Annotated in this window: 12 protein-coding genes; 8 read left to right on the top strand and 4 right to left on the bottom strand. The window is 68.3% G+C overall.

Annotated elements, in window-relative coordinates; all coding sequences use genetic code 11:
- Window positions 1-160 precede the first annotated feature (160 nt).
- Together BTH_RS14520 and BTH_RS14515 are read right to left on the bottom strand one after the other, a co-directional pair.
- Window positions 161-547 (bottom strand): nuclear transport factor 2 family protein, encoded by a 387-nt coding sequence (locus tag BTH_RS14520; RefSeq protein ID WP_009893106.1) that lies wholly within the window; start codon window positions 545-547, stop codon window positions 161-163.
- A 41-nt stretch (window positions 548-588) separates the two neighbouring features.
- Entirely contained in the window at window positions 589-1,158 is a 570-nt protein-coding gene (locus BTH_RS14515) for an acyloxyacyl hydrolase (protein ID WP_011401777.1), read from the bottom strand.
- Between the two features lie 363 nt (window positions 1,159-1,521).
- On the opposite strand from BTH_RS14515, the gene rpoH reads away from it, so the two are divergent.
- The 8 genes from rpoH (at window position 1,522) to BTH_RS14480 (ending at window position 9,611) form a co-directional block, all read left to right on the top strand.
- Window positions 1,522-2,457: an RNA polymerase sigma factor RpoH gene (rpoH, locus tag BTH_RS14510; RefSeq protein WP_009893111.1), complete on the top strand. Its 936-nt coding sequence runs from the start codon at window positions 1,522-1,524 to the stop codon at window positions 2,455-2,457.
- Window positions 2,458-2,792: 335 nt separating this feature from the next.
- Window positions 2,793-3,077, top strand: coding sequence for a cytochrome oxidase putative small subunit CydP (gene cydP / locus BTH_RS14505; protein ID WP_009893112.1), 285 nt, complete (start codon window positions 2,793-2,795; stop codon window positions 3,075-3,077).
- Window positions 3,067-4,662, top strand: coding sequence for a cytochrome ubiquinol oxidase subunit I (locus BTH_RS14500; RefSeq protein WP_009893113.1), 1,596 nt, complete (start codon window positions 3,067-3,069; stop codon window positions 4,660-4,662). The genes cydP and BTH_RS14500 overlap by 11 nt, the downstream gene beginning before the upstream one ends.
- 37 nt (window positions 4,663-4,699) lie before the next feature.
- Window positions 4,700-5,836, top strand: a complete 1,137-nt coding sequence (gene cydB, locus BTH_RS14495) for a cytochrome d ubiquinol oxidase subunit II (RefSeq protein ID WP_009893114.1) — start codon at window positions 4,700-4,702, stop codon at window positions 5,834-5,836.
- Between the two features lie 80 nt (window positions 5,837-5,916).
- Entirely contained in the window at window positions 5,917-6,015 is a 99-nt protein-coding gene (gene cydX / locus BTH_RS14490; RefSeq protein ID WP_009893115.1) for a cytochrome bd-I oxidase subunit CydX, read from the top strand.
- Window positions 6,016-6,075: 60 nt separating this feature from the next.
- Window positions 6,076-6,522, top strand: a complete 447-nt coding sequence (locus tag BTH_RS34505; protein WP_154660011.1) for a hypothetical protein — start codon at window positions 6,076-6,078, stop codon at window positions 6,520-6,522.
- 84 nt (window positions 6,523-6,606) lie between these two features.
- Window positions 6,607-7,014 (top strand): hypothetical protein, encoded by a 408-nt coding sequence (locus tag BTH_RS33595; protein ID WP_127446428.1) that lies wholly within the window; start codon window positions 6,607-6,609, stop codon window positions 7,012-7,014.
- Between the two features lie 86 nt (window positions 7,015-7,100).
- Entirely contained in the window at window positions 7,101-9,611 is a 2,511-nt protein-coding gene (locus BTH_RS14480; protein ID WP_011401775.1) for a family 20 glycosylhydrolase, read from the top strand.
- A gap of 355 nt (window positions 9,612-9,966) precedes the next feature.
- On the opposite strand, the gene nagE is transcribed toward BTH_RS14480, so the two are convergent.
- Window positions 9,967-11,736 carry an N-acetylglucosamine-specific PTS transporter subunit IIBC gene (gene nagE, locus BTH_RS14470; RefSeq protein WP_009908429.1) on the bottom strand — a complete coding sequence of 590 codons (1,770 nt, stop codon included), beginning with the start codon at window positions 11,734-11,736 and terminating at the stop codon, window positions 9,967-9,969.
- A gap of 105 nt (window positions 11,737-11,841) precedes the next feature.
- On the bottom strand, window positions 11,842-14,418 hold the full coding sequence (ptsP, locus tag BTH_RS14465; protein WP_025369618.1) for a phosphoenolpyruvate--protein phosphotransferase: 2,577 nt from the start codon (window positions 14,416-14,418) through the stop codon (window positions 11,842-11,844).
- Between the last annotated feature and the right edge of the window lie 26 nt (window positions 14,419-14,444).

Raw genomic sequence — 14,444 nt, 5'->3', positions numbered from 1 at the left:
AGAAACCGGGCGGCTCACGAAGCCGCGCGGCGGCAAAGGGCCCCGACGAGGGGCCGGCAAGACGGTCGGAAAAATGGCCGAAACGGCGGGCGGCGGCATACGGCCCCAGCGGGCGAAGGCGTGCTTCGTGCTGACGGTCCCGTTCGCGGCGGCGGCGGCCCTAACTTTCGGTCGCGCAGCGCGTCGCCTGCCATGCGAGGAGGCGCCAGCGGCCGCTCTCGTGCGTCTGAACCGCCGTGTACGCGATCTGGAACACGAGGCCGCCGTTGTTCGTCTCCATCTCGATCAGCGCGCGCCCCGCGACGACATAGGTGGCGTCCCCGACAGGCAGCACATCCTGCGACTGGATCTCGATCTGCCGGTAGCGGCGGCGTCCCGCGGCGATCGCATCGATGAACTGCTGCTTGGTCTCGCGCTTGCCGTTGGTGTGCACGTAGCAGACCTTGTCGGACAGCAACGCGTCGAGCGCCTCGCCGTCGCCGTCGACCATCGCCCGAAACCGGTCGCGCTCGAGCGCGCGAATCGCATCGATCCCCTTCGCCACCATTGCCATGCTCCTCGACTGCATGCGCGCGTCCGGCGCGCCGATCAGAAGTTGTATTGCACGTAGAGCTGGCTGAAATTTATACCAGGATTCGGGTCTTTGATACCCGCGTTCGATACATGCTGGAAACGCAAACCCGCTTGATACTGCTGACGATTGCCGAATTGCGCGCCGACGCCGACCATGTCGGCGAACTGGAACGACGTCGACATCGAGTAATTCTCCGATATCGTCGGATGCGACAGGAAGCGCACGCCGGCGCCCACCTCGATGAACGGCCGCACGTAGCCCGCGCTCTTGATGAACCGGATGATCGGCGTCGCGCCGACTTCCCAGATGCTGTCGTTGATCGCGCGGTCGCCCGTATAGCGCCAGTACGACAGGTGTCCTTCGGCGACGAACGCAAAATGCCAGCCGCCGATTTCCCACCAGGTCCAGCCCGGGTCCCAGGCAACGGCGATGTCGCCCTTCTTCATGTCGTGATCGGCCACGCCGCCGCCGAGCTGCAGGCCCCAACGATCCGCAAACGCACTGCCGGAAGCGCCGACTAGCGCCAGGGCCAGCGCGGTCTTCGCAATGGCCCGCCCCACCCGACCGCCGTTCTTATCGTTCATCTCGTACTCCAACTTCTCTGGTTGAATAGAGCCTCGGCGCAATCGACACGCCGAGCTCGAGCGAACAGCATCTTATGGTAAAGGACTTTTCCGATCGGCATCGTTCGACGAAATGGTTTTCTTCCGAATTGACAAGAATCAGTATCCTTTACCCGAAATGTCCGTAAAACAAGCACTTACGGAGCCGCAGCCGAAAATGGGGCGCACTGATGGCTATCGAATGCCAAAAATCGATAGCAAGATGGGAACTCCCGTGCCCCTGTTCCTTCTAAGGATTAGCACTCCAGTAGACGGAGTGCTAAGATTCATCGAGGAATCGCCCCGGCAAAGGGGCTCGTCCCTGGTTCCAAAGGAGTTTTCTACGTGAGCAACGCATTGACCCTTCCGAACACGCTGCGCCCGGCGTCCGCTAAGGCCGCATCGGCAGGCTCGCTGGCGCTCGCATCCCACTCGATGCTGCCGGGCCAGTTGGGCAACATCGACGCCTATATCCAGGCCGTCAACCGGATTCCGCTGCTGACGGCGGAGGAAGAGCGTCAATACGCGACCGAATACCGCGAGCAAAACAGTCTCGACGCCGCACGCCGGCTCGTGCTGTCGCACCTGCGGCTCGTGGTGTCGATCGCACGCAACTATCTCGGCTACGGCCTGCCGCACGGCGACCTGATCCAGGAAGGCAATATCGGCCTGATGAAGGCGGTCAAGCGTTTCGATCCCGCTCAGAACGTGCGCCTCGTGTCGTACGCGATCCACTGGATCAAGGCCGAGATTCACGAGTACATCCTGCGCAACTGGCGCATGGTCAAGGTGGCGACGACGAAGGCGCAGCGCAAGCTGTTCTTCAACCTGCGCAGCCACAAGAAGGGCACGCAGGCGTTCACGCCGGAGGAAATCGACGGCCTCGCGCAGGAACTGAACGTCAAGCGCGAGGAAGTGGCCGAGATGGAAACCCGTCTGTCGGGCGGCGACATCGCGCTCGAAGGCCAGATCGACGATGGCGAGGAGTCGTATGCGCCGATCGCGTATCTCGCCGATTCGCACAACGAGCCGACCGCGGTGCTCGCCGCGCGGCAGCGCGACATGTTGCAGACGGACGGCATCGCGCGCGCGCTCGACTCGCTCGACGCGCGCAGCCGCCGGATCATCGAAGCGCGCTGGCTGAACGTCGACGACGACGGCTCGGGCGGCTCGACGCTGCACGATCTCGCGGCCGAGTTCGGCGTGTCGGCGGAGCGCATCCGCCAAATCGAGGCAAGCGCGATGAAGAAGATGCGCACGGCGCTCGCCGCGTACGCATAACGCTCGAACGGACGGCCCGTCCGGGCCGCGCCGAGGCGAAACAGCCCGCTGTCGCAAGACAGCGGGCTTTTTTTCGCCCCGCACGGCCGCGCACACCGCTCGCATGCTTGATCAACGTTATGAAAAATTTCATCCGACGTATCGCGAATCACGCAGGTCTTGAGCAAACGCAAGGTTTCGCGATCGCTTCGCGACGGTGTGCCGCAGCGCAGCACTAAGGGTTTTTCCGGGAGGCCTCCTACAATTGGGAGGACCGGCCAGCACATGCCGCACGCATGCGAGCGAGCGACGAGGCCGGCGCCCAGTTTTGCGCCCATCGCGTTATCCCGGACATCATGGCTTTGACTTTCATCAACAAGAAGGCGTCGCCCGACGGCACGCCGCCCGCCCGTCCGGCGGGCTGGCGCGATCGGGTCGCCGCCTGGGCTCGCGGCCCCACTCTCGCGCGCGACATCTCGATCGTGCTGGCGTTCAAGCTCGTGCTGCTCGTCGCGCTCAAATACGCATTCTTCAACCATCCGCAGGCGGAGCACATGTCGTTGCCGCCTGCCGTCGTCGCCGCGCAGCTGCTGTCGACGACGCCATCCGCACCCACTCAGGGAGACCGCCATGATAAGTAGCGAAGTCGTCGATCTGTCGCGTCTGCAGTTCGGCATCACAGCGCTCTACCATTTCCTGTTTGTTCCGCTCACGCTCGGCATGTCCTGGCTGCTCGTCATCATGGAAGCCGTCTACGTGATGACGGGCAAGCAGGTCTACAAGGACATGACCCAGTTCTGGGGCAAGCTCTTCGGAATCAACTTCGCGATGGGCGTGACGACGGGCATCACGCTCGAATTCCAGTTCGGCACGAACTGGTCGTACTACTCGCACTACGTCGGCGACATCTTCGGCGTGCCGCTCGCCGTCGAGGGGCTGATGGCGTTCTTCCTGGAATCGACGTTCGTCGGCCTGTTCTTCTTCGGCTGGAACCGTCTGACGAAGGTGCAGCACTTGATCGTCACGTTCCTCGTCGCGCTCGGCTCGAACCTGTCCGCGCTGTGGATCCTCGTCGCGAACGGCTGGATGAACAATCCGGTCGGCGCCGAGTTCAACTACCAGACGATGCGCATGGAGCTCTCGAACCTGTTCGACGTGCTCTTCAACCCGGTCGCTCAGGTGAAGTTCGTGCACACGGTGTCGGCGGGCTACGTGACGGCGTCGATGTTCGTGCTCGGCGTGTCCGCATGGTACCTGCTGAAAAAGCGCGACACCGACTTCGCGCTGCGCTCGTTCGCGGTCGCCGCGGGCTTCGGCCTCGCGTCGACGCTCTGCGTGATCGTGCTCGGCGACGAATCGGGCTACACGACGGGCGAGGTGCAGAAGATGAAGCTCGCCGCGATCGAATCCGAATGGGAAACGCAGCCCGCGCCCGCGTCGTTCACGCTGATCGGCCTGCCGAACCAGGCCGAGGAACGCACCGATTACGCGATCAAGATCCCGTACGCGCTCGGCCTCATCGCGACGCGCTCGATCAGCGAGCCGGTGATCGGCCTGCGTGAGCTCGCGAAGCGCAGCGAAGCGCACATCCAGAGCGGGATGATCGCGTACGGCGCGCTGCAGAAGCTGAAGGCGGGCGACACGAGCGCCGAGACGAAGGCAACGTTCGATCAGCACAAGCAGTATCTCGGCTACGGCCTGATGCTCAAGCAGTTCACGCAGAACGTGACCGACGCGACGCCGGATCAGATCAAGGCCGCGGCGAAGCAGACGATCCCGCCTGTCGCGCCCGTGTTCTTCTCGTTCCGGATCATGGTGTTCCTCGGCTTCCTGTTCCTCGCGACCTTCATCGCCGCGTTCTGGTTGTGCGCGCGCCGTCAGTTGCTGCAGGACAACCGCCGCTGGTTCCTGCGCTACGCGGTGTGGGCGATTCCGCTGCCGTGGCTCGCCGCCGAGTTCGGCTGGGTCGTCGCCGAAGTGGGCCGCCAGCCGTGGACGATCGCGGGCATCCTGCCGACGCACCTGTCCGCGTCGAGCCTCACGGCGACCGATCTGTACCTGAGCCTCGCGGGCTTCATCGTGTTCTACACGGCGCTGTTCATCATCGAGATCACGCTGATGTTCAAGTACGCGCGGCTCGGCCCGTCGTCGCTGCACACCGGCCGCTATCACCACGAACAGGCGGGGAGGCCGCTCGAGAAGACCGTCGCCGGCACCGTCGCGTGACGCCCCCGGCACCCTCGAATTCGCACAAGGAATCGCCATGGACTATGCAACTCTGAAAGTGATCTGGTGGCTGCTCGTCGGGATACTGCTCATCGGCTTCGCGCTGACGGACGGCTTCGACATGGGCGCGGCCGCGCTCCTGCCGTTCCTCGGCAAGACCGACGACGAGCGCCGCATCATCGTCAACACGGTCGGCGCGACCTGGGAGGGCAACCAGGTCTGGCTCATCACCGCGGGCGGCGCGATGTTCGCCGCGTGGCCGCTCGTTTATGCGGCGTCGTTTTCGGGCTTCTACTTCGCGATGCTGCTCGTGCTGTTCGCGCTGTTCTTCCGGCCCGTCGGCTTCGACTACCGCAGCAAGCGCGACGATCCGCGCTGGCGCACGAGCTGGGACTGGGCGCTCTTCGTCGGCGGCTTCGTGCCCGCGCTCGTGTTCGGCGTCGCATTCGGCAACCTGCTGCAGGGCGTGCCGTTCGCGTTCGACACCGACCTGCGCGTCACCTATCACGGCAGCTTCTGGGCGCTGCTCAATCCGTTCGCGCTGCTCTGCGGGCTCGTGAGCCTCACGATGCTCGTCGCGCACGGCGCCGCATTCGTCAAGATGAAGACCGACGGTGCGATCGCGAAGCGCGCGTCGATCGCGCTGCGCGTGTCGTCGCTCGTCGCCGTTGTGCTGTTCGTGCTCGCGGGCGCGCTGATCGCGTCGTTCGTCGGCGGCTTCCAGATCACGCAGGCGGCCCCCGTCGACACCGTCGCGAATCCGCTCCTCAAGCAGGTCTCCGCCGCGCCGGGCCTCTGGCTCGTGAACTACGGGCTGTATCCGTGGATGATCGCCGCGCCCGCCGTCGGCATCGCGGGCGGCGTGCTCGCGATGCTGCTCGCCGGCTCGAAGCGCGAGAAGACCGCGTTCATCTGCACGGGCCTGATGATCATCGGCGTGATCCTGACGGCGGGCTTCTCGATGTTCCCGTTCATCATGCCTTCGTCGCTCGATCCGAAGAGCAGCCTGACGGTCTGGGATTCGACATCGAGCCGGTTGACGCTCGAGGTGATGCTCGTCGCGGTGATCGTGTTCCTGCCGATCATCCTGCTCTACACGAGCTGGGTGTATCGCGTGCTGCGCGGCAAGGTAACGCCGAGCGTGCTGGAGGAAAACCGGCACTCGATGTACTGATGTCCGGCCGGCCCCCGCGTGCGACACACCGCGCGGCCGGCCTTTCGCAAGATTCTCGCAAGTTTCGAAGGAGTCGGATCATGTGGTACTTCAGCTGGGTTCTCGGCATCGGCGTCGCGCTCGCGTTCGGCATCATCAATGCGATGTGGCTCGAGGCGCGGCAAAAGCGAGACGCGTAGCCGCCGCGCATCGTGTGTCGCGCGCCGTGCCGGGACGACTCGGCGGCGCACGGCGCACGAATGCGCGCACTCGCCGCCCGTTCGCCCCGGACGCGGCGCGCGCGAAGCGATGCCGCCCGCTACGGCCCCCGCCGCTTCGCGGGGGCTTTTGTTTTTCCGACGCGCGCCGCGCGCGCCGCCGCGCCGTTGCCCGCCGTCATCGGCGGTGCGCTCCGGCAAACGGCCGTCTCTCCCCCGCATGACGATCGCGTCGGCACGATTCGGCAGAATCAGCGTAAGTCGCTCACGACGGCTTTTCCCATCGATCCGACACGCGCCGCCTCCCGCGACGGCGGCGGCTTCCATCCGCCGCCGCCGTCGCGCGCCGCGCATCGTGCGCGACATCGCGGCTTCGCCTGCGCCGGCTCCGTCCGGCCGCCGCGTCCGCACCTTCGCCGCGCCCCTGCTCGCCACGCGGCTCAACCCAGCCTTGTTGAACGCTCAAATGCCAATTCGATTCCAGATTGATACCACTTGAACACCAATCGAAGGTTTCATAAGATCTTTCACACACGGCCGCACCAAGGCCGAATCCACATCGGTGGAGGAGACATGAACGCCCCGCGTTTGGCTTGCCCGGCCGGCCTCGTCGCTTCCGCTTCAGTCGGCGCGCGCCGCGTCCGCTCGCGTCGCGCGGTAACGCTCGGCGCCGGATGCCCGAGCACGGCCGGCTCCTCGCGCTCGACGCGCCACGCGGTGCCGCTCGCCGTTTCGGCCGCCACCCCGCTCGATATCCCGACCGACATCCCGCTCGATGCGTTGCACGATGTCCCGCCCGAAGCGGCCGGCGTCGTCGGCGCCAACCCCACTGCGCTGGCGTGGCTGCACGGCGCTCATGAACATATCCGCGCCCGCGCGACGCCGCCCCGACCGGCACGATCGCCCGGAACCCGACCCGTGACGCGCCATCGCGCGGGCGGCCCCGCTTCACCCCTCCTTTTCCGCGCGCGCGGCCTCTGAGCCTTCCCCGCAGCTTCCTTGAAAGACCCGATCGCAGCGACGTATTTCCACGGCGTCGTATCGCCGTTTTTTTACCAAGGAATCCCATGAACCGAATCTCGCATTCCCTGTGCGCCGCGCTATTGGCCGCCGCGGCGCTGTTGCCCGCGACTTCGCGCGCGCAACCGCCCGCGCGCGCCACGGCCGGCCCGGCCGCGCCCGCGACAGCCGTCCCCGTTCGGCCCGCTTCCGCGCCCGCCACGCCCACCGAGCTTGCCGCGCTGCTCGCCAACGGCCTCGCGGTGCGCGTCGCCGTCGACAACAATCACGCGGCGTCGGCCGGCGTGCCGTGCGCCGATCTCGGCGCGGACTGGGCGAGTTGCGCGACGGGCCGCCTGATCCTGCAGAACCGCGGCCACCCGACCCTCACCGACGGCGGCTGGAAGCTCTATCTGCACAGCATCCGCCGGCTGCTCAGGATCGACCGCCCCGGCTTCACGCTGCGTCATCTGACAGGCGATCTGTACGAGCTGACGCCGCAACCCGGCACGGTGAGGCTCGCGCAGGGCGAGCGGATCGAGCTGCCGTTCGTCGCCGAATACTGGCTGCGCCGATACAGTGACGTGATTCCGCGCCCGTACGTCGTCGTCGACGGCGCGGCGCCCGCGGTGCTGCGCTACGACGATACCGACGACGAGCTGCGCTACGTCGAAAAGCTGCCCGCCGACGCGCAGAACAATTCGCCCGGCAATGCGCCGCCCGCCGCCGCGCAGCCGGTCGCGAACCGCGCGCTGCCGAGCGTGAAGCGGCAGCGCGCGCTGTCCGGCGCGCTCGATCTGCGCGGCGTCGAGCTGACGCTGCCGGAGTTGTCGTTCGCACAGGTCGCCGCGCTGCGCGAACGGGCGAGCGCGCTCGGACTCGACGGCGCGCGCACGCCCGTGTGGGGCATCGTCGCGCCGCGCCGGCTGCCCGCCGACATCGCGGTGCCGGGCGGCTACCGGCTCGCGATCGGCCCGCGCGGCGCGTTCGTCGAGGGCTACGATCGCGCGGGCCTCTATTACGGCGTGCAGACGCTCTTCTCGCTCGTGCCGGCGGGCGGCGCCACGGTGCCCGCGATGCTGATCGAAGACGCGCCGCGCTTCGCGCATCGCGGCATGCACGTCGACCTCGCGCGCAACTTCAAGCCGCCGGCGACGCTGCGCCGCCTGATCGACCAGATGAGCGCGTACAAGCTCAACCGGCTGCATCTGCACCTGTCCGACGACGAAGGCTGGCGCATCGAGATTCCCGGCCTGCCGGAGCTGACCGACGTCGGCGCGCGCCGCTGCCACGATCCGAGCGAGACGCGCTGCCTGCTGCCGCAGCTCGGCTCGGGGCCCGACAATCGCTCGGGCGGCGGCTACCTGACGCGCGACGATTACGTCGCGCTGCTGCGCTACGCGGCCGATCGCTTCGTCGAAGTGATCCCCGAGATCGACATGCCCGCGCACTCGCGCGCGGCGGTCGTATCGATGGAGGCGCGCTATCGCCGCCTGCACGCGGCGGGGCGCGAGCGCGAAGCGAACGCGTATCGGCTGCTCGATCCGCAGGACACCTCGAATCTGCTGACCGTGCAGTTCTACGACCGGCGCAGCGATCTGAACCCGTGCATGCCGGGCGCGCTGAACTTCGCGTCGAAGGTGATCCGCGAGATCGCCGCGATGCATGCGGACGCGCAGGCGCCGCTGCGGATCTGGCATTTCGGCGGCGACGAGGCGAAGAACATCCTGCTCGGCGCGGGTTTCCAGCCGCTCGACGGCGCCGATCCCGGCAAGGGCCGCGTCGATCTCGCCGCGCAGGACAAGCCGTGGGCGCGCTCGCCCGCCTGTACGGCGCTGCTTCGGCGCGGCGAGATCAAATCGATCGACGAGTTGCCGACGCGCTTCGCGAAGCAGGTCAGCGCCGTCGTCAACGCGAACGGGATCGGCACGATGGCCGCGTGGCAGGACGGCATCAAGCACGCGAGCGGGCCGCAGGAGTTCAGCACGCGGCACGTGATGGTGTCGCTGTGGGACACGATCTTCTGGGGCGCATCCGACAGCGCGCGCGACCTGAGCGCGAAGGGTTACCGGACGGTGCTTGCGTTGCCCGACTACCTGTACTTCGATTTCCCGTACACGCGCAACCCGCGCGAGCGCGGCTACTACTGGGGATCGCAGGCGACGGACGAGTACAAGGTGTTTTCGCTCGCGCCGGAAAACCTGCCGCAAAACGCCGAGGTGTTCGGCGACCGCGACGGCAATCCGTTCGAGGTGGCGAGCGCCGGCGCGGCTCCGCGCATCGAGGGCATTCAGGGCCAGGCGTGGGGCGAAGTGATGCGCAACGGGCAACTGCTCGAATACATGGTGTATCCGCGCCTGCTCGCGCTCGCCGAACGCGCGTGGCACAAGGCCGATTGGGAGCTGCCGTACGCGGCGGGCGTGCGCTACAAGCTCGGCGACACGCACCATGTCGATATGGCCGCGCTCGAGCGCGACTGGGCGGGCTTCGCGACGGTGCTCAAGCAGCGCGAGCTGCCGAAGCTCGAGCGCGCGGGCATCGGCTATCGCCAGCCGACGTTCACGCTGACGGGCGAATGACGGGCAGCCGGACGATGCGCGGCTTGCGCGTCGCCCGGCTCGCCGGTTGGCTGCGGCTTGCATGGCTGCGTCGAACCGCATGTCGCGAAACCGCGCTCTCGCGACGCGCGAACTGCGTTCGGCGTGGCCGCGTTTCATGGTCACGCACGGGTTCGAATGCGGGAGCGCGCGACGGCTCGCGCCGGGAGTTTTCTTCACCGTTCGCCGTTCGCCGTTCGATATTCGACGCACAAGCACAGCACGCGCCCATCGCCGCGCCCAAGAAAAAACGGCTTGCGATATTCGCAAGCCGTTTTCCATGCCGGCCGATCGAAGCCGAGCCCGCATCGCGGATTCGGCCGGCCGCGTCGCCGCGTCAGGCGGGCTGAGCCGCCGCGCCGCCGTCCGGCGAAGGCAGGCGCGCCGCGAGCTGCTGCGCATAGCGCGGCGCCGACGGACCGCAAACGATGTGGAACGTATCGCCCGCGACCCACGCGACGTCGAGCGTCGCGAGGCGCTGGCGATCAACCGCCGACGGATCGCGCACGACGACGCGCAGACGCGTCGCCGCGACCGCGTCGAGCGACGCGACGTTCGTCGCGCCGCCGAACACCGCGAGCCAGCGCGTCGGTTCCGGATCGAGCGGGCCCGCCTGCGCGCCCGCGGCCGTTGCCGTCGCGGCAACCGGCGCGGCAGGCGCAGCCGTCGCCGAGGATGACGCCGCGCCGCTGCCGAGCGTCGCGCGAATCTCGTCGGCGATGAGGTCCGCCTCCGGCCCGATGATCACCTGCACGCTGCTGCCGCCGCGCTTGAGCACGCCGCGCGCGCCGATCGTGCGCAGATCCGCTTCGGACACCTTCTCGGGATCGACGACGGAAAGACGCAGCCGCGTCGTGCACGCGTCCACCACCGACAGGTTCGCCGCGCCGCCGAGCGCCGCGATGTAGCGCTGCGCGCGCGGCACCGATGCGCCCGCCGTCGGCGCGACGAAGCCGCCCGATGCGAACGACTGCGCCTGCGCGTCCGCGCCCGCGGGCTCGCGGCCCGGCGTCGCCATGTTGAACTTGCGGATGAAGAAGCGGAACAGGCCGTAGTAGGCGAGACCGTACGCGAGGCCGAGCGGGATCGCGATCCAGCCCTTCGTCGAAAGCCCGTAGTTCAGCACGTAGTCGATCGCGCCCGCCGAGAACGTGAAGCCGAGCTTCACGCCGAGCAGTTGGCAGATCGCGAGCGAGAGGCCCGTGAGCACCGCGTGGATCACGTAGAGCAGCGGCGCGAGGAACATGAAGCTGAACTCGATCGGCTCGGTCACGCCCGTCAGGAACGACGTGAGCGCCATCGAGAACAGCAGGCCGCCGACGATCGCGCGGCGCTCCTTGGGCGCCTCGTGAAACATCGCGAGACACGCGGCCGGCAGGCCGAACATCATGATCGGGAAGAAGCCCGCCATGAAGCTGCCCGCGCTCGGATCGCCCGCGAAGAAGCGATGCAGATCGCCCGTCACCGCCGCGCCGCCCGCCGCCGGCGTGAACGTGCCGAACACGAACCAGACGAGCGAGTTGATGATGTGGTGCAGCCCGGTGACGAGCAGCAGACGGTTCAGGAACCCGTAGACGAACGTGCCGATCGCGCCCGCCGTCAGCAGCCACTGGCCGACCGCGTCGATCGCGTGCTGCACCGGCTGCCATACGTAGCCGAACACGATCCCGAGCACGACGCACGCGAGCCCCGTGATGATCGGCACGAAGCGCTTGCCGCCGAAGAACGCGAGGTAGTCGGGCAGCTTGATGTCCTTGTAGCGGTTGTACAGCAGCCCCGCGACGACGCCCGCGATGATCCCGGACAGCACGCCCATGTTCAGCTTCGGATCGATGTCCTTCATGATCGCGACTTCGATCAGATAGCCGATCGCGCCCGCGAGCGCCGCCACGCCGTTGTTGTCCTTCGCGAAGCCCACCGCGACGCCGATCGCGAACAGCAGCGGCAGGTTGTCGAAGATCGCGCCGCCCGCGTCGGCGATCATCTTGATGTTGAGCACGTCCTGCTGACCGAGGCGCAGCAGGATGCCCGCCACCGGCAGCACCGCGATCGGCAGCATCAGCGCCCTGCCGAGGCTCTGTATTTTCAGAAACGGATTCCCGTCCATTCGATCCTCCAGTCCTTTATCGTGTCTCGTCGTTGAATAATTGATCAGCTCTGTTGATTGAAACGCGTCTGAAACGCGCGCGATTCGCCGGACGGCGGACGTGCGTCAGTCCGCCGGCCAGATCTCGCGGCTTGCTGCCCTCACCGCCTGCGCCGATTCGAGCGCGAGCAGGTCTTGCGCGCGCTGGCGGCACAGCTGGTAATCGAGACGGCGCACCTGCGCCTTGATGCCCGGCACCGACACCGGGTCCACCGACAATTCCGTCACGCCGAGGCCGACGAGCACCGGCACCGCAACCGGATCGCCGCCGAGCGCGCCGCACACGCCCACCCACTTGCCGTGCTTCTCGGCGCCGCGCACGGTCGCGTCGACGAGCCGCAGCACGGCCGGATGCAGGCCGTCCGCCTGTGCGGCGAGATCGGCCTGGCAGCGGTCCATCGCGAGCGTGTACTGCGTGAGGTCGTTCGTGCCGATCGACAGGAAATCCGCGTGCTTCGCGAGCTGATCCGCGAGGAGCGCGGCCGACGGCACCTCGATCATCACGCCGACTTCGATCGGATCGGCGCGGCCGAGCGCGCGCGCGAAGGCGTCGATGCGCTCGCGGATGCGCACGAGCTCGCCGACGTCCGTCACCATCGGCAGCAGGATTCGCACCGAGCCGTACGGCTTCACCGAAAGGAGGCCCTGCAACTGATCGTCGAGCAGGTCCGGGCGCACCTGCGCGAGACGGATCCCGCGCAGGCCGAGCGCGGGGTTCGGCTCGGGCGGCAGCGTCAGGTAATCGACTTCCTTGTCCGCGCCGACGTCGAGCGTGCGGATGATCGCGGTGCGGCCTTGCAGCGCGTCGACGATCGATTGATAGCTCTGCTGATGCTCGGACGTCGTCGGCGCCGCCTGCCGGTGGATGAACATCAGCTCGGTGCGCAGCAGGCCGACCGCGTCGGCGCCGTTGTCGACCGCGACGCGCGCGTCGTCGAGCGTCGCGATGTTCGCGGCGACCTCGATCTTGTGGCCGTCGCGCGTGACCGCCGCTTCGCCCGACATCCGCCGGTTCGCCTCGCGCACGCCGGCAAGGCGCTGCCGCTCGTGGCGCGCGCGCTCGACGTCGAGCGCGGTCGGCGCGTATTCGAGGCGGCCCGCGCTCGCGTCGACGACGACCTGCGTGCGCTGCGGAATCGCATACAGCGCATCGCCCACCGCGACGAGCGACGGAATGCCGAGCTGGCGCGCGATGATCGCCGCATGCGAAGTCGCGCCGCCGCGCGCCATCACGAGCGCCGTCACGCGCTCGCGATCGAGCGACGCGAGATCGGACGGCGTGAACTCCTCCGCCGCGAGCACCGCTTCGGCCGGCAGCTCCCGCGCAGTCGCGCTCGCATAGCCGAGCGCGCGCAGCACGCGCTTGTCGATGTCGCGCAGATCGGCCGCGCGCTCGGCGAGCAGCGCGTCGTCGACGCCGGCGAGCACGGCCGTCTGCGCACGGATCGTCTCGCGCCACGCGTAGCCCGCGCTCTTGCCGAGGCTGATCAGGTCGCGCGCGGCGTCGACGAGCGACGGGTCCTCGAGCAGCACGCGGTGCACGGCGAAGATGCCCGCTTCGCCGATCGCGCCGCGCTGCGACGCTTCGCGCACCGTCGTCTCGAGCTCCGCGTCGACCGCGGCGAGCGCGCGGTCGAGCAGCCGGCTCTCGGCGGCGGGCGTGCCGCTCGCGAGCTCGGGCGGCGCGATGTCCGTCTCGTCCCAGCGCACGAGCGCGCCTACGGCGATGCCGGGCGCCGCACACACGCCCGCGAGCGTGTTCGGATCGAGCGGCGCGCGCCCGACGGCGGCGGCGACGGGCGCGGGCGACACGACGCGCGCCGGCTTCTCCTCGGCTTCGCCGTGCGCTTCGCGCAGCAGTTCGTGCGCGACGAGCTCGACCGCCTTCGCGGCGTCGCGGCCCGTCGCGACGATCTCGATCGTCGCGTGCTCGCCCGCGCCGAGGCCGAGCAGCCCGACGACGCTTTGCAGCGCCGCCTTGCGCCCTCCGAAATGCACGTCGACGTGCGCGTCGAGCCCGCGCGCCGCCTCGCGCGCGCGCGCGGCCGGTCGCGCGTGCAGGCCGCCCGGCTGCGTGAGCGTGATCGACTTGCGCGCTTCGGCGCCCGCGTCTGCGCGGCCCGCCGCCGAACCCGCGCTTGCCGCCGCGCCCGCCGCCGCCCCGCGCGCGCGCAGCGTGAGCAGCGGCGTCTCGCCCGCCTTCGCGACGCCCGCGCCCGCGCGCTCGACGACTTCGAACGCATCCGAATTCGCGATCGCGATCACCGATACGAGGCTGTGCGCGGCGCGCGCGATCGTGTCCTGATCGAACTCGATCAGCAGATCGCCCGGCGCCACGCGCGCGCCTTCGGCGATCTTCGCCGAGAAGCCGAGCCCGTTCAGCTCGACCGTGTCGATGCCGATGTGCAGCAGGATCTCGGCGCCGCCGTCGGCCGCGATCGTCACCGCGTGGCCCGTGCGCGCGACGTGCGACACGACGCCCCCGCACGGCGCGAGAAGCCGGCCCTCGAGCGGATCGATGCCGATGCCGTCGCCGAACATGCCGCCCGAGAACACGGGATCGGGCACGTCGGCGAGCGGCACGACGGGCCCCGTCAGCGGAGCGACCAGCACGATCTGGTCGTGGGATGCTTGTTGCTTCAACTGTGACTCCTCGGCACGTCTCATGG

It is taken from the genome of Burkholderia thailandensis E264 (assembly GCF_000012365.1).
Taxonomy (GTDB): Bacteria; Pseudomonadota; Gammaproteobacteria; order Burkholderiales; family Burkholderiaceae; genus Burkholderia; species Burkholderia thailandensis.
Note: the sequence above shows the minus strand (reverse complement) of the source record. Positions and strands in the feature narration are given on the sequence as shown.

What these genes read in the sequence shown, in the direction of transcription:
- BTH_RS14520 (WP_009893106.1), bottom strand. Translation starts at nt 547, where the DNA reads ATGGTGGCGAAGGGGATCGATGCGATTCGCGCGCTCGAGCGCGACCGG.
- BTH_RS14515 (WP_011401777.1), bottom strand. Translation starts at nt 1,158, where the DNA reads ATGAACGATAAGAACGGCGGTCGGGTGGGGCGGGCCATTGCGAAGACC.
- cydP (WP_009893112.1), top strand. Translation starts at nt 2,793, where the DNA reads ATGGCTTTGACTTTCATCAACAAGAAGGCGTCGCCCGACGGCACGCCG.
- BTH_RS14500 (WP_009893113.1), top strand. Translation starts at nt 3,067, where the DNA reads ATGATAAGTAGCGAAGTCGTCGATCTGTCGCGTCTGCAGTTCGGCATC.
- cydB (WP_009893114.1), top strand. Translation starts at nt 4,700, where the DNA reads ATGGACTATGCAACTCTGAAAGTGATCTGGTGGCTGCTCGTCGGGATA.
- cydX (WP_009893115.1), top strand. Translation starts at nt 5,917, where the DNA reads ATGTGGTACTTCAGCTGGGTTCTCGGCATCGGCGTCGCGCTCGCGTTC.
- BTH_RS34505 (WP_154660011.1), top strand. Translation starts at nt 6,076, where the DNA reads ATGCGCGCACTCGCCGCCCGTTCGCCCCGGACGCGGCGCGCGCGAAGC.
- BTH_RS33595 (WP_127446428.1), top strand. Translation starts at nt 6,607, where the DNA reads ATGAACGCCCCGCGTTTGGCTTGCCCGGCCGGCCTCGTCGCTTCCGCT.
- BTH_RS14480 (WP_011401775.1), top strand. Translation starts at nt 7,101, where the DNA reads ATGAACCGAATCTCGCATTCCCTGTGCGCCGCGCTATTGGCCGCCGCG.
- nagE (WP_009908429.1), bottom strand. Translation starts at nt 11,736, where the DNA reads ATGGACGGGAATCCGTTTCTGAAAATACAGAGCCTCGGCAGGGCGCTG.